Below are 22,530 nucleotides of genomic sequence, written 5' to 3' on the forward strand. Positions count from 1 at the left end.
ATCAGGTCGAGGCGGGGCGTCGTGGCGACCGTCGTCGTGGCCGTCCTCGCGCTCGCCGCCGGATGTGCCAGCTCGAGTGACTTGCTCCAACGGTTCGAGTCACTCATGGACGGTGTCGGCGGCGTGGTCGAGATCGAGACGGCCGGGACCGACTCTCCCCTCGGCGTCGCGGAGGCCCAGGCCACGGTCGTGGTCGAGGACGACCTCTCCGACGACGACCTCGAAGCCGTCGCCGAGCGCATCAGGCCGTTCGTGGCCCGCAACGTCGGTGACTCCTCCGGCTGGCGGTTCGTCGACGTCCGGCGAGGCGCCGTCTCGTTCGAGGTGCTCGCCGACGAGGGCGACACAGCGGCCCAGCTCGACCTCGCCCGTCGCGTCGCGGACGACCCGGTCTTCGCCGAGGTGTCCCTCACCACGCACGCGTTCGGCGAGGGCCGGGCGATCGGAACCGACTCGCCTCGGCAGGGGTTCGGGATCACGGTGGTCCCCTCGGACTCGTCGGACGTCGTCTCGGCCTGGCAGCGGGCACGGTCCCTGCGGGATGCCGCGGCTCAGCTGGCCGACGTCGACGTGACGGCCTGGAGCCCCGACTCCCGCCGGTTCGTCACCGAGAACGTCAGCGGGTTCCCCTCGGTCCTCGACGATCCCGCGACGTCCGACGTCGTCCTCGACGCCGCCGACCAGGCTCGGCTGCTCGACGCCGTGGGGGCTGCGGATCTCGGGGCCGGGCGGGTCGACGTGTTGCCGGAGGGCATCCGGGTCGACCTCGACACACCGACCGTCACGGGGTACCACTCGCCGGACGAGGTGGCGGAGGCGTCCCCGCGAGCTGCCCGGATCGCCGGCGTCCTCGTCGCGATGTCGGAGGTGCCCGGCACGTCGATCGGCTTCGTCGACTCACCGGACGAACGGCGGGAGCTCGACGGCGACCTGTCCGCGGCCGAGTCGTTGGTGGACGTCGTGGCGCCCGGCACGGTCACCTACTCGGCGATCAGTGCCCGGTCGGTCGAGGTACGGACGTCGGGGCTCGAGGGCGCCGTGCCCGCGATGCAGGCCATCGGTGGTTCCGGGGCCGTGTCCGGGATGGACGAGATCCGCGTCTCGTCCGATGCAGCCGACGGTCGGGGACTCTGGTTCTCGGGACGGCCCGAGGCGCTCGCGGTGCTCGCCACCGTCACGGGCGCCATCGTGACCGCACCCCGGATCGAGGGCGTGGCCGTGACCGCCACGGAGGGTCGAGTCAGCATCGAGCTCGGTGACACCGCCACCGACGCCGCCCTTGCGGACGTCGTCGGCGCGGTTCGGACGGCACCGGCCGGGACCGTCGTGACGTTCCGGCGAGACGTGCGCGGGGCGGCCGACCTCGCCACCGAGACGGTCGGGCAGGGGGCGACGGGTGACTGCTCGACGCTCGACACCGACGATCGACGTCTGTGCGAGATCGTCGCCTCCGCCTGGGGCGGGTAGTCGCCGGACGACGAGGCTCCTCACCTCGTCACGCCCTGTCGAGGTGGCCGTCGAGCCCTGATCCTGAGATCGCCCTCACCACGTCCGTCGCGAGACACGGCGTCACCCTCCGTCACGAAACGTCACGTCGTTCGTGTGATGGAAGCACCGGGCCGAGGATGACGGGACGCGGGGTCGTCGCTCGCCGACGCTCCGCACCGATCCGTCGTCGAGCGCAGGGGAGTCGTCGTGACCAGCAGGAGCACCCGTCCGACCGCGGCCTCCCGCCGGGCGCCGCGCGACCTCGGACGAACGTTGCTGCAGACCGCGGGCGCGGCGTCGTGAGCGGCGTCGGCGACACGGCAGTCGACTCCGCGGACTCGAGCGCGGTCGGCCAGACCCCGACCGTCGACGTGCGCGGCACCGTGATCGTCCTGCTCGGGGAGGGCGAGCGAGCGGACGACTTCGCGAGGCTCACCGACCGTCTCGTCTTCGACGGGTACCGGGTCGAGCTGTTCGACGACGTCTCCACCGACGTCCGCGCCGTGCGGGCGGGCGTCGAGCGGCTCGTGCGTGACCGGGCACTGCCGAGACCCCTCGTGCTGCTCGGCTCCGACGTCGGGGCGACCCTCGCGGCATCCGTCGCGGCCGACTCGGTTGCGGCCGTGGACGCGGTCGTCCTGACCGGCGTGCTGACGCCGGCCTCGCGACGAGGCGTCGGGCTCGACGGACGGGACGACCGGAACCGGAGGGCTCTGCCGGCGGGGTTGTCTCTGCCGGCAGCACGGTCGGTGGTGCAGCCCACCCTGGTCTTCCATGGCGACGGGGACCGGGTCACCGAGGTCGCGGACGCCGTCGCCTGGGCGGCCCAGCTCCCGCGGGGTTCGGTCCGCCTCGTCGGCCAGGGTGGGCACGACGTGCTGCGGGGCTCCGGTCACCGCACGGTGACGGCCTCGATCGTGCTCTTCCTCGAACGTCAGCGCAGTGACGATCCCGTGCTCGTCGACGCGTTCGCGGCGCGCACGCCCCGGCCCGCCTGACGCGACGTGTCCGCGTGTGTCGGTCGGGCCGACGTGACTCGACCTGTCCGCGTGTGTCGGTCGGGCTGGCACCCCGGGCCCGAACGGTGCACGATCGAACGATGACCTCGCCGATCGACCACGCCGACCCGACACCCGTCGTGCACGTGCTGCACGACAACGCCGAGTGGCTGCCGCCGCTCGTCGCCGCGCTCGACGCCGCGGGGGTGCCCCACCGCGAGCACCTGCTCGACGGGACGTCCTTCGACCTCGCGGCCGCGCCTCCAGAAGGGGTGTTCTGGTCGCGGCTGAGCGGATCGGCCCACACGCGCGGCCGGGGGACCGCCAAGGAGGTCGCCCGGGCGACCCTGCGCTGGGCCGAACGGCACGGGCGCCGGACCATCAACGGCAGCGGTGTCGTCGAACTCGAGGTGAGCAAGGTGGCGCAGTACCTGGCGCTGGCGTCCGCCGGGTTCGACGTCCCCGCGACGACCGCCGTGTTCGGCACCGCCGACCTCAAGGCGCGGGCCCGCGAGCAGACGCTGCCGTTCATCACGAAGCACAACCAGGGCGGCAAGGGCCTCGGGGTGCGCCGCTTCGACGACCTCGATTCGTTCGACGCGTACGTCGACGGGCCCGACTTCGAGGTGCCGGTCGACGGGATCACCCTGCTGCAGGAGTTCCTGCAGGCCGAGCAACCCTTCAACACGCGCGTCGAGTTCGTCGGCGGGCGGTTCGTCTACGCGGTGTGCGTCGACACCTCGGCCGGCAGCTTCGAGTTGTGCCCCGCCGACGCGTGCGTCGTGCCCAACGGCGCCGACCCGGCCACCTTCGCCCCGTTCGCGGTGCGCCCCTCGGTCACCGCCGAGCACCCGCTCGTGAGGCGGCTCGAAGCCTTCGTCGCCGAACAGGGCATCGAGGTCGCGGGCATCGAGTTCATCGAGACCGTCGACGGTCGCTTCGTGCCCTACGACGTCAACACGAACACCAACTACAACCCCGACGTCGAGCGGTCGTCGTCGGTGTCGGCCGCCGCGACGCTCGCCGCGTGGCTGGGCGAGGTGCTGGCGGCGGAGTACGCCGCGACACCGGCCTAGCGCCGGTCGCCTGGACACCGTCGAGTGGACGCCGCGCCACGTCGTGCCGCGGTTCGTCGTCCACTCGACGGCGTCCCGGGACGGGGTGTCTCGGGCGGCGGTTGTCAGGGGCCGGCGATCAGGACGACCAGCGCCCAGGCAGCGGGCAGCAGCGTCACGGCCATGACCACGTTGGCCACCAGGAGCCCGGTCACACGGGCCTCGCGCCTGGCGGGCGGTCGTCGCCACGTCGCGTCGACACCGGGTCCCTTCGATCGTACGGTCGAGCGTTGCAGGCGGACGCCGGGACGGGCTAGCGACGCGGAGGCGCGGGTGGCGCCGGCGAGGTCGCGAACGCCACGGCCGCGAGGCCGGTCAGCACGACCGCACCGATCGTCACGGGTGCGAGCGGCCCGGCGAACGCTGCGGCAAGGCCGACGGGCGTGCCGAGGCCGACGACGATCTGGCCCACCACCAGCAGCACGAGGCCGAACGCGGAGCCCAGAAGGCTCACCCGGGCCAGGTCGTGCAGTCGCCGGGAGTCGTCGGCGAGGCGGCGCGTGCCCGATGTTCCCGGCAGGCCGGCGGAGAGTCGGCGTCGCATCCGCACGAAGAGCACCAACGCGACCAACGACAGCAGCAGTGGGACGGCACTGCCGATCGTGAGGGCGGTCTGCACGACGCCGAACAGCGCATCGGTGCCACCGGGGGAGGGCGGGGTGCTCATCGGACTCCGTTCGAACGAGGTGGTGGGTTCACGGGCGAGTTCGTGGTGGACGGGCGCCTCCGGCGGCCCGGGGACCACGAATCCGCCCGTCCACGACCATCACGGGCCGAGTCGCCGACGAACCGCCCGGACACGACGACGCCGACCAGGCGGAAGGCGAGGTCGGCGTCGTGGGCCGTGCGGCCGGGTGTCTAGTAACGGGGCTTGCGGGCGGGCCGCTCGCCACCCTGTGACCGGTCGGGGCGGTCGTCGCGGCGGGGCGCGCCTCCTCGGCGGTCGGGCTTGATCTCGATGAGCTTGCCGCTGATTCGGGTGTCGCTCAGACGGTCGAGCATGTCGGTCGAGACGTCCGAGGCGAGCTCGACGACCGAGAAGTCGGGGCGGATCTGGATGGCTCCGAAGTCGTCGCGGCTCAGGCCACCCTCGTTCGCCAGGGCGCCCACGATCTGACGCGGCTCGACTCGGTGGCGACGACCGACCTCGATGCGGTACGCCGTCATCGGCTTCGACGTGCGCGGTCCGCGCTCGCGGCGCTCGCCCCGGTCGTCGTCACGGCCGCCGCGCGGGGCGCGGTCGTCGCGCTCGCGCAGCGGACGCTCGTCGCGCTGCGGTCGCTCGTCCTTCGGGTCGAGCAGCAGGGGAGTCTCGCCCTGGGCGACCACGGCGAGGGCGGCGGCGACGTCGGCTTCGGGCACGTCGTGGTGCTCGACGTAGTGGCTGATGATGTCGCGGAACGCCGAGATGCGGCTGTCCTGCGACAGGGCCTCGGTGATCGCGTCGTCGAACCGGGTGAGCCGGGTGCTGTTGACGTCCTCGACGGTCGGCAGCTGCATCTGCGTGAGCGGCTGGCGGGTGGCCTTCTCGATCGCACCCAGCAGACGACGCTCGCGCGGGGTGACGAAGCTGATCGCGGCACCGCTGCGGCCGGCACGGCCGGTGCGGCCGATGCGGTGCACGTACGACTCGGTGTCGATCGGGATGTCGTAGTTGACGACGTGGCTGATGCGGTCGACGTCGAGACCACGCGCCGCGACGTCGGTCGCCACGAGGATGTCGAGCTTGCCGCTCTTCAACTGGTTGACCGTGCGCTCGCGCTGGGCCTGGGCGACGTCACCGCTGATGGCCGCGGCCGAGTAACCGCGGGCGCGCAGCTTCTCGGCGAGGGTCTCGGTCTCGCTCTTGGTGCGGACGAAGATGATCATGCCCTCGAAGTTCTCGACCTCGAGGATGCGCGTCAGGGCGTCGACCTTCTGCGGGTACGACACCATCAGGTAGCGCTGGGTCGTGTTGACCGAGGTGGTGGTCTTCGCCTTGACCGTGATCTCTTCGGCGTCGTTCAGGTACTGCTTCGAGATGCGACGGATCTGCGGCGGCATCGTGGCCGAGAACAGCGCCACCTGCTTGTCGTCGGGGGTGTCGGCGAGGATCGTCTCGACGTCCTCGGCGAAGCCCATCTTCAGCATCTCGTCGGCCTCGTCGAGCACGAGGTACTTGAGCTCGCTGAGGTCGAGGGTGCCCTTGGCGAGGTGGTCCATGATGCGACCGGGCGTGCCGACGACGACGTGCACGCCGCGGCGCAGGGCGCTCAACTGCACGCCGTAGGCCTGGCCACCGTAGACGGGCAGGACGTGGACGCCACGCATGCCGGAGGCGAACTGCTCGAACGCCTCGCAGACCTGCAGTGCGAGCTCGCGCGTCGGCGACAGCACGAGCGCCTGCGGCTTCTTGGCCGAGACGTCGAGGCGCGACAGGATGGGCAGGGCGAAGGCCGCGGTCTTGCCGGTGCCGGTCTGCGCGAGGCCGACGACGTCGCGGCCGTCGAGCAGGGTGGGGATCGTGGCGGCCTGGATGGCCGAAGGGGTCTCGTAGCCGATCTCACGGATGGCCTTCAGGACCTGGTCGCTCAAGCCCAGATCGGCGAACGTCGGCGTCGTGTCGGCTTGCTCTGTGGCGTCGCTCGGGGCTTGCTCGGTGGTGTCACTCATGGTGCAACGGTAGCTTGTCCGGGGCCTCTGCCGTTGCTCCCGCCCGCGAGGCGGGTCGAGTCATGTCGGTGCGGGGTGCAGCAGCGCCACGGCGAGCGTGGCCCCGACGATCGTCGTGGCCAGGACCGAGGTCGTGACGGCGACCCGGCGCAGGGTCCGCGACCGGCCCGGGCGTGGCCCGACGGTGGCCGACAGCAGGGCCGTCACGGCGAAGGCGGCCGAGGTCAGGCCGACCACGGGCGCCGAGGCCCGTCGCCCTCGTGCGAGGTCGAGCGGGAACTCGGCGGCTCCCTCGTGCAGTTCGGCCCAGCCCCACGCGACGTACCCGGCGGTGGCCACGGCCGACAGGGCGAGCGCGAGGGCCGGCCGGTGCGGGATCGGCTCGCGATGGACGTGGACCGCCGGGGGACCCCGCCGGGGGTGGCGCCTCGGCCGCAGGATCGGGTCGTCGGGGTCGAGCGTGTCGTCGAGCGGGAGCCGACCCTGCCGGCGGAGCACGATCACCTCGTCGACGGGCCGAGGACGCCTCGAGTACGGCATCTGCTTCTTCGCAGGGGGCGACACGGTCGTCAGCATACCGGTCGTCTGCACAACGGGCGGGCCTCGATGTCGGCGGCCCGAAGTAGTCTTCTCGACGACCGATCCCACCTCGCGACACCCCGAAGGACGACGTGCAACCGACGTACCGCACCGCCAGCGGTCGGCTCTTCCAGGCCGATTGCCTCGAGGTCCTCGCCGAGCTCGACGACGAGTCGGTCGACCTCGTGTTCGCCGATCCGCCGTTCAACCTGGGCAAGGTCTACGGGGCGGGCATCGACGACTCGCTCGACGAGGACGCCTACCTGGCCTGGTGCAGCCGGTGGATCGCCGAGTGCGTCCGGGTGCTGAGGCCGGGCGGCTCCTTCTACCTCTTCAACCTCCCCCGCTGGAACATCGAGCTGGGCCACGTGCTCAACGGCGAGGGCATGACCTTCCGTCACTGGGTCGCCGTCGACATCAAGTACGGTCTGCCGATCCCCAACAAGCTCTACCCGTCGCACTACTCGCTGCTCTACTACAGCAAGGGCAAGCCGTCGCGCTTCGTCCGACCCCGCCTGCCGATCCAGGTCTGCCGTCACTGCGGCCGAGACATCAAGGACTACGGCGGCCACCGCAGCAAGCTGCACCCCGACGGCATCAACCTGACCGACGTCTGGCTCGACATCCCCCCGGTCCGACACCGGGCGACGAAGACCCGAGGGGCGAACGAGCTCAGCGAGAAGCTGCTCGAGCGAGTCCTGACCATCAGCTCCGAGCCCGGCGATCTCGTGCTCGACCCCTTCGGCGGGTCGGGCACGACCTACGCCGTGGCCGAGAAGATGCACCGGCACTGGGTCGGTGCCGAGATCGGCGACGTCCGGCCGATCATCCGTCGTCTCGAGGGCGAGGACGCCCAGGTCGAGCTGCCGGGGCGCGGAGACACGGGGCGCGGAGACACCGGCCGCGGCGACACCGGGCGCGGCGACACCGGCCGTGGGGTGACTGCCGGGGCCGAGCGCTAGCCGCCCGAGGTCCCGGCGTCTGCCGGGGGCTCGGCGGACCGGACCGGAGTCGAGAGAGCGACCCCGGGGAGGTGCGGTGCCGTCGGGTCCGCGAAGCGCGGGCGCTCCGGGAAGGGTTTCGGCTCCGAAGCCGTCTCAGGCGCGGACGGGACCAGGGGGATCGGCGCGGTCACGGGCGTGGGCGCGGCGACCGGCGGCTCCGTGACGGGTGGTGCCGTGACGGGCGCCTCCGCGGCGACCGTCGGCACGATGACGCTGATCGGCGTCGTGTCCGTGTGCACCGACTGCACGCGCACGCGCTTGGCCCGGCGTAGCCACCGACGGGCGCCCGGCGTCGCGAGCAGGCTGCCGAGCACGAGTCCGGCGCCGATCGCCAGCGTCGTGAGCATCGAGAACACGAAGTCGACCTCGGCACCGTCGTTGCCGGCCATGAAGTTCAGCAGCGACGACGCCACGGCGAGCGACGGCAGCAACGACCCGCAGAAGGCCGGCACCGCGATGACCGTCGCGGCCGTCCGCAGACGTGCCGCGGCCACGGTCGAGAGCGCACCCAACAGGGTCGCCGCGACGAACGTCGCCCCCATCAGCGGCAGCCCGAGGTGGCGCAGGGTGAAGAGCGAGACGTTGCCGACCAGGGCGACCCCGATCGTGATCGGGATCATGCGGGCGGTCGACCCCTGGGCGATCGAGTTGGCCGACGCCGCGGCGAAGCTCGAGATGAGCGAGAGCCAGAGGGGCAGCGCCTGCAGCGTGATGTTCGTCGGGTCGACCTCGATGTCCGCGAACCGTGCGGTCACGGCGAGTCCGGCCGGGATGCCGCACACGACCCCGGCGACGATCAGCCCGATCACCAGGGCGCGGCCGACCGCCATCGACCGGAAGCCCGAGATCGCGTCTTGGGCCCAGGTGACGATCGTTGGGTGCGGCAGGACGAGGACGACCACGGCCGCGACCAACGCCGCCGCGCCTCCCGGGGTCAGCAGCCCCGCCCAGATGCCGAGCGTTCCGAGGGCGGCGGTGGACGCGGCCTGCAGGCCGATGACGAAGAACTGGGGGATGCCGCGGGCGCTGAGCCCTCGACCGGACGTCATGATGCCGATCATCACCACGAAGGCGCCGACGGCGGCCTGCCACGTGCCGCCGGCCTGCAGCGTCACGGAGACGCCCAGCAGACCCATCGCCAGGTCGGTCAGCCACGACGGCCACCGGGGCGGGGACTTCAACACCTCGACGAGGCCGGCCACCGCCTCGGTCATGTCGCGGTCGTCGTGCAGCAGGTCGTCGACGATCTGGTAGACCCTCGACAGCCGGTGCAGGTTCGAGCCCTCGGCGTAGATGACCCGGGTCTTGACCAACGGGTTGACGCCGGCCGGGGCGTACTGGATGGTGATCGCCGTGCCCGTGATGTCGAGTTCGAGCGGGGCCAGGTTCCATTTGGTGCTCACGGCCACGATCGCGACCTCGGTGCTGCGGACGTCGGCACCCGACGACAGCATGACGTCGCCCAGGTCGAGGCAGAAGTCGACGATCTGTCGGGGCGAGTAGAGGTCGCCGCCGATGCCGTGCTCGGGCGTCGTGCCCTCGTAGATGGTGCCGCGCAGTCGTGCCCGGACGTCGCGCAGTTCGTGCTGGTTGACCAGTCGTGACTGGGCGGGCCCCTTCGGTCTGGCCTTCGGGGCCTTGGGCACCCGAGGAGGCCGAGGCCTCACCGGAGTGGGCCGCTCAGGGCGCCTGGCGTCCGACACGCTGACCTCTTCCTCGCTCGTGACCGGTCGGGCCGGGGCACCGCCGAGGCGGTCCCGCGGACCCGTCCGTCGAGTCTAGGAGGCGCGGCGCCGGGCGTCCGGGCCCGTCGCGTCGAGCAGGTCGTCGGCCCTAGGACGCGTGGTCGGCGTCGTCGTCGTCGCCACGTTCGACCCGCGGCTCGCCCGCGTCGCCCCGCTCGCGTCCGGCGTCGGCCATGTCGTGGTGACCGAGGTCGGTTCGCGTGGGCGCATCGTCCCCGTCGCGCTCGGCGGCGTAGGCCCGGGCGTCGCGTTCGGCCTGCGCGACGAGCTCGGGGTCGTCGTCCATCTCGTCCTGTCCGCCGGCGAAGGGCGACTGCGTCTGGGCCACGATGGCCTGCGAGGTCGAGCCGAGGATCACCCCCGGGTCGACTCCCTTCTCGTGGGCGAGGGCGGCGGTGAGGCCGGCTGCGAGGCTGCCTCCGGCGGTGCCGAGGGTCGCCATGACGTCCTCCTGTCGAGGCGTCAGCGGTTCGTCGGTCAGCTCGGCGACGACCTCGCGGAGGTTCTCGTCGCTGGCCTCGACGGCCTCGGGGTCGCCCTGCGTGATGGCCGCGGCCTGGGACACGATGGCGAGCGCGAGAGCGGCCGCCTCGTCCTCGGGCGTTCGACCGGTGGGCTCGTTCGTGTCCTGATCCATGGGCCGACCGTACGCCCGCGCCTCGGGGGTCCTGTCAGACGGGAGGCGCGGGGTACGTCGCGTGGACACGCCGACCGGGAATGCCGGGAGGCGCGAACGGCTTGGACCACGGATGAGCACCACCGAAACCCCCCAGACCGACAGCACGCAGCCCGCCGCCGGAACCGTTCCCGGCACCGCCCTCGTGGTGGGCGCCAGCGGCATCACGGGCACCGCCCTCGTCGAGCAGTTGACGCGCGACGGGTGGGACGTCCTCGCCCTCTCGCGCCGCGCCTCCTCGTCCGCCGGGGTGACGGGCATCGCCGCCGACCTGACGAGCGCCGAGAGCCTGCGCACCGCGCTGGCCGACGCGAAGCCGACGCACGTGTTCTTCGCCGCGTGGCAGAAGCGCGACACCGAGGCCGAGAACATCGCGGTGAACGGCGCGATGGTCCGCGACCTGCTGGCCGCTCTCGACCACGCCCCGGTGCGGCACGTGTCGCTCGTCACGGGGCTGAAGCACTACCTCGGCCCGTTCGAGGCCTACGGCACGGGGAACATGCCCGACACGCCCTTCCACGAGGACGAGGAGCGCCTGCCCTACCCGAACTTCTACTACGCACAAGAGGACGAACTCTTCGCCGCCGCCGAGCGCCAGGGGTTCACCTGGTCGGTGCACCGCTCGCACACCGTCATCGGGTTCGCCGTGGGCAACGCGATGAACATGGGGCTGACCATCGCCGTGCAGGCCGCGCTGAGCAAGCGCCTCGGTCGTCCCTTCGTCTTCCCCGGCAGTGAGACCCAGTGGAACTCGCTCGTCGACGTCACCGAGGCGGGCGTCCTCGCCGAGCAGATGATCTGGGCCGCGACCGACCCGGCGGGTGCCGACGAGCCGTTCAACATCGTCAACGGCGACGTCTTCCGGTGGCGTTGGCTGTGGCCCCGTCTCGCCGGCCACCTCGGCATCGACCCGGCCCTCGTCGAGGGCTTCGAGGGCGAGCCCCGACCGCTCGAGCAGCAGATGGTCGGCCTCGAGCAGGAGTGGCGGGACCTCGTCGCCGAGCACGACCTCGCCGAGCCCGAGCTGTCGCGGGTCGCCTCGTGGTGGCACACCGACGGCGACCTCGGCCGTGACATCGAGGTCGTCACCGACATGGGCAAGGCCCGCGACGCCGGCTTCACCCGGTACCGCCGCACCGAGCAGGCGTTCGTCGACCTGTTCGAGCGCTACCGCGCCGCCCGCCTCATCCCGTAGGCCGAGGCGCCGAGGAGGCGCGGTGCCGGTGACGAGACCGGCGTCGCGCCTCCTGCGTCCTCGACCCGCGCCTCCCGCACTCCCCTCGAGGTCGCGGACCGTCTACGCCCCGGGGTCGGTGCGCTCAGCGTCCGCGATCGCGTCGCTCGGCACCGGCCGGCCCCGACGTGACAGGAACGTCACGAGCCAGAGCACCACCCCGATCGCGAGCAGGCCGCCGGCGATCGTGTACTGCTCGGCGCCGCGACCGGAGGACACCGGCAGCACGAGCCAGAGGCAGGCCACGACGCCGATGATCGGCAGCACCCTTCCCGCCCGGAAGTGGTCGTGCGTCACCGTGTCACGCCGCAACACGAGCACGACGACGTTGACCAGGGCGAACACCGTCAGCAACAACAGGGACGTCGTGCCGCCGAGCACGGCCACGATCGGGGACTCGGGCGACAGCGAGACGTAGCCGATCAGCACCAGGCTGAGCGCCGTCGTGAAGACGATCGCCGCCCACGGGGTCTGCCGCTTCCGGTGCACCTTGCCGAGGAAGCCCGGCAGCACGCCCTGCTTGCTCATGCCGTAGAGCAGTCGGCTGGCCATCATCATGTTGATCAGGGCGCTGTTCGCGACGGCGAACATCGAGATGAACGGCAGCAGCTTCCCGATCGGGAAGTCCGGTGCGGCGGTGTTCACCACCGTGACCAACGGAGTCTCGTTGTCGGCCAGCTCGCCGATCGGGACGATCGCCACGGCGCAGATCGAGACGAGCACGTAGATCACCGCGGTGATGCCGAGCCCGGTCAGCATCACCTTCGGGAAGATGCGGCTCGGGTCCTTCGTCTCCTCCGCCATGTTGACCGAGTCCTCGAAGCCGACCATGGCGAAGAACGCCAGCGACGTCGCCGTGCTGACGCTCAGGAGCAGCGACTTGTCACCGGGCGTCTCGAACAGCACGACCTGGCCCCAGTCGGCGTTGCCGCCGGCGATGAACCAGAACCCGATCAGGATCACCATGACGAGGCCCGAGAGCTCGATCAGGGTGAGCACGACGTTCGCCTTGACGCTCTCGCTGACCCCGCGGAAGTTCACGGCCATCACGAGCAGCATGAACGCCATCGCGATCAGCATCACGGCCGAGTTCGACAGCTCGACGCCGATGCCCGCCGCCAGGTTGGCCGCGAATGCCCGGGACGCCGTCGACGCGCTCGTGATGCCCGAACACATCACCACGAAGCAGACGATGAACGTCACGAAGTGGATGCCGAACGCCTTGTGCACGTAGAGGGCCGCGCCCGCGGTCTGCGGGTACTTCGTCACGAGCTCGAGGTACGAGAACGCCGTCACCAGCGCCACGGCGAACGCGATCAGGAACGGCAGCCAGGCCGCACCGCCGACCTCGGCCGCGACCTGCCCGGTCAGGGCGTAGACCCCCGTGCCCAGGATGTCGCCGACGATGAAGAGCAGCAGCAGCTTCGGGCCGATGGCCCGCTTCAGCTCGGTAGGACTCTCACCCGTGTCGGTCGTGGGGGGCTGGGCCTGGTTCGCGGACCGTGGGTTCGGGGGCTGCTGGTTCGTCGTCGACATGCTGACCTCCGGGGCGCATCGGTGTGTCTCGGGCGTTCCGGTCATCCTGCTCCGGTCGTCGTGGCGACGGAAGAGGAGGCCGCACATCGTCACGGCCCCGAAACGTGGGAGGGCGTCCACACGACGGCGAGGAGGCGCGGCCGGCACCCGGGGACGCAGGCCGTTCCCGAGCCACGCGTCGTACCCTGAGCCCATGTCGGTCCGCCTGTCCCCACCCGAGTCGGCGACGCCCGGCCCCGTCCCCTCGCCCGGGCCCGGCGACCCGATGACCCCCCGCGCCGCCGGACTGTGGGCCGCACTCGCCGGAGTCGTGTCGATGGCCGCGTTCCTCGCCGCCGCCGAGGTCGTCGCCCTCGTCACCGGACCCACCGGCAGCCCGCTCTTCGCCGTCGGCTCCGCCGTCATCGACCTCGCCCCCGCCGGCGTCAAGGACACGATGGTGTCGCTGTTCGACACCGGCGACAAGGTCGCCCTCTTCGTGCTGATGGGCGTGCTGCTCGTCGTCATCACCGGCGCGGCCGGCTACGGCGAGTACCGCCGCCAGCCGATCGGCAAGATCGCCTTCGTGGCGGGCGGGGCGCTCGCCGTGATCGCGGTCCTGACCCGCGCGGACGCCGGCCAGGTGGACGCCATCCCGAGCCTCGTCGGCACCTTCGCGGCGGTGCTGCTCGTCGACAAGCTCGCCTCGCGCCTCCGTCGGTGGGTCCGTTCGACGTCGCCCGGGTGGGCCGAGCAGACGCAGCCCGTCCCGCCGCTGCGCGGGCCCGGACTCGAGCGCCGGTCGTTCCTGACCTACACGGTGGCCGCCGGCGTGGCCGCGGTCGTCGTCGGCACGGGGGCGCGCGTGGTGAACGCGGGCCGCGCGAACGCGGCGGCGCTGCGGCGTGCCCTGACGCTGCCCCGCGCGAGCGTGACCGAGGCCGCGGTGCCGGCCGGCGCCTCCTTGGACGTCGTCGGCATCACCCCGTACGTGACGCCCAACGCCGACTTCTACCGCATCGACACGGCCCTGCAGGTGCCCTCGATCGACCCGGCCGACTGGAGCCTGCGCATCCACGGTCTGGTCGACCGCGAGGTGTCGATCACGTTCGACGAGCTGCTAGCCCTGCCGCTCGAGGAGCACATGGCGACCCTCAGCTGCGTCTCGAACGACGTCGGCGGCGACCTCATCGGCAACGCGCTCTGGCTCGGCTACCCGATCCGCTCGCTGCTCGAGCGCGCGGGCCCGAACGGCGGCGCCGACATGGTGCTCTCGCGCAGCATCGACGGCTTCTCGGCGGGCACCCCGCTCGACGTGCTGCAGGACGAGGGCACGGACGCGCTGCTCGCGGTCGGCATGAACGGGCAGCCGCTGCCGATCGAGCACGGCTTCCCGGTGCGGATGGTCGTGCCAGGCCTGTTCGGCTACGTGTCGGCGACCAAGTGGGTCGTCGAGATGGAGGTCACCCGTTTCGCGGACGCCGAGGGCTACTGGACGCCCCGCGGTTGGGACGCCCTGGGGCCGGTCAAGCTCGAATCGCGCATCGACGTGCCCCGCGACGGGGGATCGGTGGACGCGGGGACGGTGTCGATCGCGGGCGTGGCCTGGCAGCCGCACACCGGGGTCGAGGCGGTCCAGGTGCGCGTCGACGGCGGCTCGTGGCTCGACGCGACGCTGGCCGACTCGGTGTCGGCCGACACCTGGCGCCAGTGGGTCTACCGCTGGGACGCCGGGTCGGCCGGATCGGGGTCGCACACCATCGACGTGCGGGCGCAGGGCGCGGACGGCACCTGGCAGCCCGAGGCGTACGTCCAGCCGGCTCCGAACGGGGCCGAGGGGTGGCACCGCGTGACCGTCGACGTCGCCTGACCCGGCGGACGAGGAGGCGCGGGTGCCAGGGTGGGAGGTCGCGGCCCGTCCGCCGCGCGGCCCGCTCCCGGGGTCGCCGCCCGATCGAAGGAACCACCATGCCCACCACCGTCCACCTCGAGATCCACGTCGACCCCGCCCGGCTCGACCTCGCCCACGAGATCGCTCGCGAGACCCTCGTCGCCACGCGCGCCTGGCCCGGCTGCGAAGGGCTCGAGGTGCTGATCGACGACGCCGACCCGTCGGTCATGATCGTCGTCGAGACCTGGGCTTCGTCGGCCGACCACGACGCCTACGTCGCGTGGCGGGCCACTCCCGAGGGGGCCAACCGCCTGCCCGAGGTGCTGCTCGCCCCGCCGACCACCCGCACGTTCGCCGAGACGGTGTCGCTGGCCTGAGGCCCGTCCGCCCGCGACGACGGGCGGGTTCGACGGGCGCGGTCGTCCGGGGACGACCGAGGTCGACGAACTCGCCCGTCCCCGTCGGGCGACACGACACCGACCCGCGTCAGGCGTCGAGCAGGCCGCGGATGTCGTCGGCGGTGAGCGCCGCGCTGAACACGGCGTCGTCGTCCATCACGGCGTCGAACAGTTGCGACTTCTGCGCCTGGAGGGCCAGCACCTTCTCTTCGATGGTGTCGTTGGCGATCATCCGGTAGACCATCACGTTGTCGGTCTGGCCGATGCGGTGCGTGCGGTCGACCGCCTGGGCCTCGGTGGCCGGGTTCCACCACGGGTCGAGGATGAACACGTAGTCCGCCTCGGTGAGGTTGAGCCCGAACCCGCCCGCCTTGAGGCTGATGAGGAATGCGGGTGCGTCGCCGGTCTTGAACCGGTCGATCACCTCGGCCCGACGTCGGGTCGACCCGTCGAGGTACTCGAACGCGACTCCACGCTGTTCGAGCCGGGCGGCGACCTTGTGCAAGAACGTCGTGAACTGGCTGAAGATCAAGGCGCGGTGCCCCTCGGCGACCACGTCCTCGAGTTCGTCGAGCAGCTGGTCGAGCTTCGCCGAGGGGATGTCGGCGTAGGCCTCGTCGACGAGCGAGGCGTCGAGCGACAGCAGGCGCAGCAGGGTGAGCGACCGGAAGACGATGAACCGGTTGCGGTCGAGGTCGTCCATCAGGCCGAGCAGCTTCTGCCGCTCACGCTGCAGGAAGGCGTCGTAGAGGTCGCGGTGCGCGGGGTCGAGGTCGACGCGCAACACCTGCTCTTGCTTGGCCGGCAGGTCGGAGGCGACCTGCTCTTTCGTGCGGCGCATCATCAACGGTCGGATGCGCTTGCGGAGCTTCTGCAGGAGCTCGGGTGCCTCACCCGTCGCGATCGGCTTGACGTAGTCGTCGGCGAACCGGACTCCGCTGCCGAGCAGGCCGGGCGCCACCACGTGCAGCAGCGACCACAGGTCGGTGAGGCTGTTCTCGAGCGGCGTGCCGGTGATCGCGAGCTTGAACGGCACGTCGAGGTCGACCGCGCACCGGTGGGCCTGCGACGCACGGTTCTTGACGAACTGCGCCTCGTCCAGGATCAACCCGGCCCAGCCCTCGGCCTGGTACGCGGCGAAGTCGAGGCGGAAGAGCGCGTACGAGGTCACGACGACGTCGGCACCCTGCGCGAGGTCGTGCACCGACCCGCGCCCGCCCTTCGCCTGGGTGGCGGTCACGGCCCGGACGGCCAGCCCCGGGGTGAAACGAGCGGCCTCGGCCACCCAGTTCGACACGACCGACGTCGGGGCGACGACGAGGAAGGGCGCGGGCGGGGTGCTCGGAGCGTCCGGCGTCGCGGCGGCCGCGGCGACCCTGGCTCGTTCGGTCTCACGAACGTGCGCGACGAGCGCGAGCGTCTGCAGCGTCTTGCCGAGCCCCATGTCGTCGGCCAGGACGCCGCCGAGCCCCTGGTCGTGGAGGAAGGCGAGCCAGGCGAACCCCTCGTGCTGGTACGGGCGCAGGGTCGCGTCGACCGCGCTCGGCACGGGGATCGCCGTGGCGGCCTCGAGCCCACCGGCGTCGGCGAGGGCCAGCAGCCCGCCGACCGCCTGCTGCCACTCGGCGGCGGGGACGGTCTCGTCCGCGAGTTCGTCGAGCTCGGACCAGAGGCTCGCCTGGTAGCGATTGATGCGCGGAGCCACCTGCCATTCGTCGAGCGCCGACGCCTCGTCGATCAGTCTCTTGAGCTCGTCGAAGGCCGGGTGGTCGAGGGACAGGTACGAGTGGTCGACCAGCAGCAGCTTCTTCCGCCCCTTCGCGAGGGCGGTGATGAGCGGCGTGAAGGGGACGGTCCGTCCCTCGACGGTCACCAGCACGCCGAGGTCGAACCAGTCGCGCTTGTCGGTCGGCATCGTGGTGATGGTCAGGCGTGGCTCGTCGGTCAGCTCGCGATAGTCGGGCCGGGTGCCGACGAGGTCGACCTGCAGGTCGGTTCGCGCCTCGAGGGCGGGCAGCGTGCCGGTCGCGAACTCGGCTGCGGTCACCCCCTTGAGCACCTGATCGCGCGGGACGACGTCGAGCTCGCCCAGGTCGGGGACGGGGGAGTGCGCCGTCAGCGGCCGGAGCGTGCCGTCGATGGTCCACCCCCACGTCAGGCGGATCGCCTGCCCCTTCTCGAAGGCGACCGTGAGGGTCAGCTCGGGCGGCACGATCGTCGGGAACTCGATCGAGGCGTCCGAGCTGACGACGTCGACACGTCGGCGAAGGGTGGGGTAGTAGTCGCGCAGGAACTCGGCTGAGTCGGCGGCCGGCACGACCACCTCGGGCGTGACGGTCAACAGTCGGCGCTGCTCGTCGTCGAGCGGAGCCGCGGTCGGCGCGAGGGTGAAGGTCAGCGCGGGTTCGTGGGCGACGCACCACACCCCGTGGTCGGCGATGACGCCGGTCGACTCCGCGCGACGGGCCACTCCGTCGACGGTGACCCCGGCGGTCAGCAGCATCGAGCCGTCGTCGCCGAGCACGGCGTCGACGGTCACCCGGGCCTCGTCGCCGACGACGACGTCGGTCGAACGCTTGCCCGTCACGAGAGCGATGCCGAGGCGCCCGGCCTCGGCCAACAAGGGCCAGAGCAGGGGGCTGCCGAAGTCGTCGACGAACAGCCAGTCGGCGTCGCCCGGCGTGTAGGTCGAGACGGCCGACCGGTGCAGCGCCGCGAACTGGCCGAACCAGGCGTGCTGCTCGGGCTCGATGGCGAGCCGGTTCAGTTGGTACGGCAACGACGACCACGTGAGGTTGCCCCGCACCCAGTTGCCCGTGCCGCTCAGGGTGACGGGCCGCACGCCGAGTCGCTGCACCGTCGGTCCGCCTCGTCGCCGGGCGGAGGGCGCGACCGCGCGTCCTCGGGTCGAGTGAGCCCGGTCGCGCAGTTCGAACAGCAGACCCATGCGCGTCGTCCGGACCGAGGAGGCGCGGGTCGGCTGCCCGATCGCCCCCACCGTCGACCGCCAGTCGCTCCCGCCCGTGCCGGGCCGTGCAGCACCCAGCGCGGTCGCGCCCCCGGTCGTCAGGTCGTCGACGGTGGGTGTCGCAGCGCTGCGATCGGCCACGGCTCGGGAGTTGCTCTGCAACAGCGTCGCCGCGACGTGCTTGCAGTCGCTGCCGATCGGGCAGGTGCAGCGGCTGCGGACCGGTCGGCTGTACTCGCCGCGGGTCGCCCGCAGATCGACGGCGACCTCGTACGGCGTCGCCTCGGCACCTCGGACGGTGCCCTCGAGGCGCTCGTCCGCGGGGTGCCAGGCGGTGTCGAGCACGGCTCCGTCGCGGACGTATTCTTTCGCCCGGTTGAAGGCGCGGGGCCCGACGAGCCGGATGACGTCGACGGCGTCGACCAGCGGCACGGCCGCGGAGTGGACGGGGCCGTCGGCGTCGCCGTCGCCAGCCGGGAAGCCGCCGTGCACGTCGAACTCGTCGCCCAGGTCCATGCCGCCCATGATGTCAGCCGCCGCCGACACCTCGGGCTCCTTCCCCAGGTGGTGGCGCCGTCCACAGGGCCGGGTGACCCGTCCCGTCGTCCCGTCCCCAGGGCTCGGCTGCTCCACACCCCGGTCGGGTGGCTAGGTGTCCGGGCGGAGCGGTGCCACACTTGAGCCGTGCGGTACTTCCCGCACCACCTCGTCGGCGCAGCAGCTGGCTCGCATCACCCCCGCTCGTCCCGTTGCCCCGCACCATCGCCCTGCCCCGAAACGTTCCCGCCTCACCGGCACCGGGCCGTCGCCGCCCCGGTGCCGCTCACCCTGCCCCCACGCTCGAAGGGATCGGCACCCCGTGTCCTCCGCCATGCCCCGCGACGCCTCGCGCCTCTCGCACCTCCGCGCCCTGCTCTTCGACCTGGACGGCGTCCTGACGCCGACCGCCGAGGTCCACATGCGCGCGTGGGCCCGCCTCTTCGGCGACTACTTCGCCGCGCACGACCTCGCGCCCTACACCGAGGCCGACTACTTCGAGCACGTCGACGGTCGGCCCCGTTACGACGGTGTCCGGGCGATGCTCGCCGCCCGCGACGTCGTCCTGCCCGAGGGGTCACCCGACGACGACCCCGAGGCCGAGACCGTCTGCGGACTCGGCAACCGCAAGAACGCGGCCTTCGCCGCCGAGCTCGCCGAGAACGGCGTCACGCCGTACCCGGGGTCGGTGGCCTTCCTCGACCGGGCCGTCGCCGAGGGAGTCCGCGTCGCCGTGGTCTCCAGCTCGCGTAACGCCGTGCCCGTGCTCGAGGCCGCCGGTCTCCGTGACCGGTTCGACGTGATCGTCGACGGCGTCGTAGCCGCGGACGAGAGCATCGCCGGCAAACCGGCCCCCGACACGTACCTCGAGGGCGCCCGCCGCCTCGGCCTCACCGCCGACGACTGCGTGGTCGTCGAAGACGCGCAGTCCGGTGTCGAAGCCGGTCGTCGTGGTGCCTTCGGCCTCGTGCTCGGGGTCGACCGCGGCACGGGCGCGCAGACCCTGCTCGACTTCGGCGCCGACCTCGTCGTGGACGACCTCGGCACGCTGGTCGGTGCGCTCGACCGAACCCGCGCCTCCTCGGCTCCGAATCCCGACCAGGCGACACCGGACACCCCCTCGACCAGCAGCAGCACCACCGGCACCACGGAGGCACAGTCGTGAACCACATCACGTCCGACCCGCTCGACCGTTCGCGGTTCCCCGTCGACGAATGGGCCTTCGTCGAGGACGAGTACGTCCAGGGCGACGAGGGCCTCACCGAGACCGTCTTCGCGGTCGGCAACGGCTACCTCGGCCTCCGCGGCAACCCCGACGAGGGTCGCGGCGGACACGCGTTCGGCACCTTCGTCAACGGGTTCCACGAGACCTGGCCCATCCGGCACGCCGAGGAGGCCTTCGGGTTCGCCCGGGTCGGGCAGACGATCGTCAACGTGCCCGACGCGAAGGTCATCCGCCTCTACGTCGACGACGAGCCGTTCGTGCTCTTCGAGGCCGACATCCTCCGCCACACGCGACGCCTCGACTTCCGCGACGGCGTCCTCACCCGCGAGATCGACTGGCGCACCCCCTCGGGCAAGCGGGTCCTGGTCACCAGTCGTCGCCTGGTCAGCTTCGAGGACCGCCACCTCGTCGTCATCGAGTACGAGGTCACGATGCTCGACTCGTCGGCGTCGCTGCTGATCTCGAGCCAGATCCTCAACCGTCAGGACATGGGCGACCAGTACCACGCCGGCATGCGCGCGGCGGCCGAGGCGTTCGACCCGCGCAAGGCCGAGTCGTTCGACGACCGGGTCCTGCAGCCCGTGCTCAACCGCAACGGCGGCGCGCGGGCCGTGCTCGGCTACCGCACGACGAACTCGGGCATGACGATCGCGGTCGGTGCCGAGCACCGCATCGAGACCGACGCCGAGTGGGACCAGTCGTCGCAGATCGACGACGACATCGCCAAGCACGTCTACCGCGTCAAGGCGCAGGCCGGCCAGAAGGTCCGCCTGACCAAGACGATCACCTACCACACGAGTCGGGGCGTGCCGCCTCGCGAACTGGCCGACCGGTGTGACCGCACCCTCGACCGGGCGGCCGAGACGCCCACGGCCGAGATCTTCGAGCACCAGCGCGCCTGGCTCGACGACTTCTGGCAGCGCAGCGACGTCCAGGTCGCCGGCCAACCCGAGATCCAGCAGGCCATCCGCTGGAACCTCTACCAGCTCGCCCAGGCCACGGCCCGCACCGACGGCCAGGGCGTCGCGGCCAAGGGCGTGACGGGGTCGGGCTACGGTGGGCACTACTTCTGGGACACCGAGATCTACGTCCTGCCGTTCCTCACCTACACGTCGCCGAACGTGGCCCGCAACGCCCTGCGCTTCCGTCTCGGCATGCTGGACGCCGCTCGCGACCGGGCCGTCGAGTTGAACCAGCGAGGTGCCCTCTTCCCGTGGCGCACCATCAACGGGCTCGAGTCGAGCGCCTACTACGCGGCCGGAACGGCTCAGTACCACATCGACGCCGACATCAGCCATGCCCTGAGCCAATACGTCCAGGCGACGGGCGACGAGGACTTCCTGCAGCGGGGTGCCGTCGACATCCTCGTCGAGACCGCGCGCCTGTGGGCCGACCTCGGCTTCTGGCGCTCGAACGGCGACCAGCGGTTCCACATCGACGGCGTCACCGGGCCGGACGAGTACACGACGGTCGTCGACGACAACCTCTACACGAACGTCATGGCGCGGGCGAACCTGCGGGCGGCCGTCCGGGCGGTCACCCGTCTGAAGGACGACGCTCCCGTCGCGTTCGACCGGATGGTCGACCGCCTCGGCCTCGAAGAGCACGAGATCACGGGCTGGCAGCTCGCCGCCGAGGCGATGCACATCCCGTACGACGACCACCGGGGCATCCACCCGCAGGACGCCCAGTTCCTCGACAAAGAGCTGTGGGACCTCGAGGCCACCCCGGCGAACAAGCGTCCGCTGCTGTTGCACTACCACCCGCTGGTCATCTACCGCTTCCAGGTGCTCAAGCAAGCCGACGTCGTGCTCGCGCTGTACCTGCAGGGCGACGAGTTCACGCCCGAGCAGAAGCTGCGCAACTTCGAGTACTACGACGCGCTGACGACGGGCGACTCGACCCTGTCCGGCGTCGTGCAGTCGATCATCGCGGCCGAGGTCGGCCACCACCAGCTGTCGCAGCAGTACTTCCTGTCGTCCCTGTACGTCGACCTGGCCGACCTGCACAAGAACACCTCGGACGGCGTGCACGTCGCGTCGACCGGTGGCATCTGGAGCGCACTCGTCAACGGCTACGGCGGCATGCGCGACTGGCTCGGCTCGATCACCTTCGACCCGCGCCTGCCGGCCGACTGGGAAGAACTCTCGTTCCGCGTCGCGATCAAGGGCAGCCGGGTGCGCGTCGACCTCGCCCAGCACGAGATCGTCTTCACCGTCGAGACGGGCGACGCCGTGACGTTGTCCGTCCGCGGCGACGAGTTCCGGGTCACCCCCGAGGCTCCGGTGCGGGTGGCCCTCGAGGGCCAAGGGCCGCGCATCACGACCCGCGTTCCCACGACGAGTGACCTGCGGGGGCTCATGCGAGCCGACGGCTCGGTCATCACGGCGTCGATCCCGACGATCAGCGTCGACCGCTATGACGAGGACGAAGCCGCGTCCTGACCGACGCGACGTCCGTCGCGCAGACGACCCGCGCCTCCTCAGCCCCCGAGGGCTGAGGAGG

Annotated in this window: 16 protein-coding genes; 9 read left to right on the forward strand and 7 right to left on the reverse strand. The window is 71.7% G+C overall.

The window, feature by feature from the left end; all coding sequences use genetic code 11:
- Positions 1-21 precede the first annotated feature (21 nt).
- The 3 genes from ASE87_RS15405 to ASE87_RS15415 all read left to right on the forward strand — a co-directional run bounded on the left by ASE87_RS15405 (position 22) and on the right by ASE87_RS15415 (position 3,562).
- Entirely contained in the window at positions 22-1,467 is a 1,446-nt protein-coding gene (locus ASE87_RS15405) for a hypothetical protein (protein ID WP_082452726.1), read from the forward strand.
- Between the two features lie 320 nt (positions 1,468-1,787).
- Positions 1,788-2,486 carry an alpha/beta hydrolase gene (locus ASE87_RS15410; protein WP_056230235.1) on the forward strand — a complete coding sequence of 233 codons (699 nt, stop codon included), beginning with the start codon at positions 1,788-1,790 and terminating at the stop codon, positions 2,484-2,486.
- A gap of 101 nt (positions 2,487-2,587) precedes the next feature.
- Positions 2,588-3,562 (forward strand): RimK family alpha-L-glutamate ligase, encoded by a 975-nt coding sequence (locus tag ASE87_RS15415; protein ID WP_056230351.1) that lies wholly within the window; start codon positions 2,588-2,590, stop codon positions 3,560-3,562.
- A 292-nt stretch (positions 3,563-3,854) separates the two neighbouring features.
- Here the strand turns inward: ASE87_RS15415 and ASE87_RS15420 are convergent, their stop codons facing one another.
- From ASE87_RS15420 to ASE87_RS16260, 3 genes are all read right to left on the reverse strand, one after another.
- Positions 3,855-4,268, reverse strand: a complete 414-nt coding sequence (locus ASE87_RS15420; RefSeq protein ID WP_137847029.1) for a hypothetical protein — start codon at positions 4,266-4,268, stop codon at positions 3,855-3,857.
- Positions 4,269-4,459: 191 nt separating this feature from the next.
- Positions 4,460-6,253 carry a DEAD/DEAH box helicase gene (locus ASE87_RS15425; RefSeq protein ID WP_043594821.1) on the reverse strand — a complete coding sequence of 598 codons (1,794 nt, stop codon included), beginning with the start codon at positions 6,251-6,253 and terminating at the stop codon, positions 4,460-4,462.
- A 60-nt stretch (positions 6,254-6,313) separates the two neighbouring features.
- Positions 6,314-6,817 (reverse strand): hypothetical protein, encoded by a 504-nt coding sequence (locus ASE87_RS16260; protein ID WP_157489946.1) that lies wholly within the window; start codon positions 6,815-6,817, stop codon positions 6,314-6,316.
- Positions 6,818-6,924: 107 nt separating this feature from the next.
- Here ASE87_RS16260 and ASE87_RS15435 point away from each other — a divergent pair, with 107 nt between their 5' ends.
- The gene (locus tag ASE87_RS15435) at positions 6,925-7,794 is read left to right on the forward strand and encodes a site-specific DNA-methyltransferase (RefSeq protein WP_157489947.1); all 870 of its coding nucleotides are present in this window, start codon (positions 6,925-6,927) and stop codon (positions 7,792-7,794) included.
- Here the strand turns inward: ASE87_RS15435 and ASE87_RS15440 are convergent.
- Together ASE87_RS15440 and ASE87_RS15445 are read right to left on the reverse strand one after the other, a co-directional pair.
- Positions 7,791-9,482: a threonine/serine exporter family protein gene (locus ASE87_RS15440; protein WP_231567069.1), complete on the reverse strand. Its 1,692-nt coding sequence runs from the start codon at positions 9,480-9,482 to the stop codon at positions 7,791-7,793. The two genes, ASE87_RS15435 and ASE87_RS15440, sit on opposite strands and share 4 nt — an antisense overlap.
- A gap of 187 nt (positions 9,483-9,669) precedes the next feature.
- Positions 9,670-10,218 carry a hypothetical protein gene (locus tag ASE87_RS15445; RefSeq protein ID WP_056230244.1) on the reverse strand — a complete coding sequence of 183 codons (549 nt, stop codon included), beginning with the start codon at positions 10,216-10,218 and terminating at the stop codon, positions 9,670-9,672.
- A 112-nt stretch (positions 10,219-10,330) separates the two neighbouring features.
- Here ASE87_RS15445 and ASE87_RS15450 point away from each other — a divergent pair, with 112 nt between their 5' ends.
- A complete protein-coding gene (locus ASE87_RS15450) occupies positions 10,331-11,452 on the forward strand; it encodes an SDR family oxidoreductase (protein WP_082452729.1) in 1,122 nt (373 codons plus the stop codon).
- A gap of 102 nt (positions 11,453-11,554) precedes the next feature.
- On the opposite strand, the gene ASE87_RS15455 is transcribed toward ASE87_RS15450, so the two are convergent.
- Positions 11,555-13,027 (reverse strand): APC family permease, encoded by a 1,473-nt coding sequence (locus ASE87_RS15455; protein WP_082452730.1) that lies wholly within the window; start codon positions 13,025-13,027, stop codon positions 11,555-11,557.
- A gap of 193 nt (positions 13,028-13,220) precedes the next feature.
- Here ASE87_RS15455 and ASE87_RS15460 point away from each other — a divergent pair, with 193 nt between their 5' ends.
- Positions 13,221-14,876, forward strand: a complete 1,656-nt coding sequence (locus ASE87_RS15460; protein ID WP_369814020.1) for a molybdopterin-dependent oxidoreductase — start codon at positions 13,221-13,223, stop codon at positions 14,874-14,876.
- Between the two features lie 98 nt (positions 14,877-14,974).
- Positions 14,975-15,274, forward strand: coding sequence for a putative quinol monooxygenase (locus ASE87_RS15465; protein ID WP_056230247.1), 300 nt, complete (start codon positions 14,975-14,977; stop codon positions 15,272-15,274).
- Positions 15,275-15,383: 109 nt separating this feature from the next.
- Here the strand turns inward: ASE87_RS15465 and ASE87_RS15470 are convergent, their stop codons facing one another.
- Positions 15,384-18,809 (reverse strand): DEAD/DEAH box helicase, encoded by a 3,426-nt coding sequence (locus ASE87_RS15470; protein ID WP_056230249.1) that lies wholly within the window; start codon positions 18,807-18,809, stop codon positions 15,384-15,386.
- Between the two features lie 313 nt (positions 18,810-19,122).
- Here ASE87_RS15470 and ASE87_RS15475 point away from each other — a divergent pair, with 313 nt between their 5' ends.
- Together ASE87_RS15475 and ASE87_RS15480 are read left to right on the forward strand one after the other, a co-directional pair.
- Positions 19,123-19,965: an HAD family hydrolase gene (locus ASE87_RS15475; RefSeq protein ID WP_369814021.1), complete on the forward strand. Its 843-nt coding sequence runs from the start codon at positions 19,123-19,125 to the stop codon at positions 19,963-19,965.
- Positions 19,962-22,469 (forward strand): glycoside hydrolase family 65 protein, encoded by a 2,508-nt coding sequence (locus tag ASE87_RS15480; RefSeq protein WP_056230252.1) that lies wholly within the window; start codon positions 19,962-19,964, stop codon positions 22,467-22,469. The genes ASE87_RS15475 and ASE87_RS15480 overlap by 4 nt, the downstream gene beginning before the upstream one ends.
- Positions 22,470-22,530 lie beyond the last annotated feature (61 nt).

This window comes from Frigoribacterium sp. Leaf44 (assembly GCF_001421865.1).
Classification (GTDB): Bacteria; Actinomycetota; Actinomycetes; order Actinomycetales; family Microbacteriaceae; genus Frigoribacterium.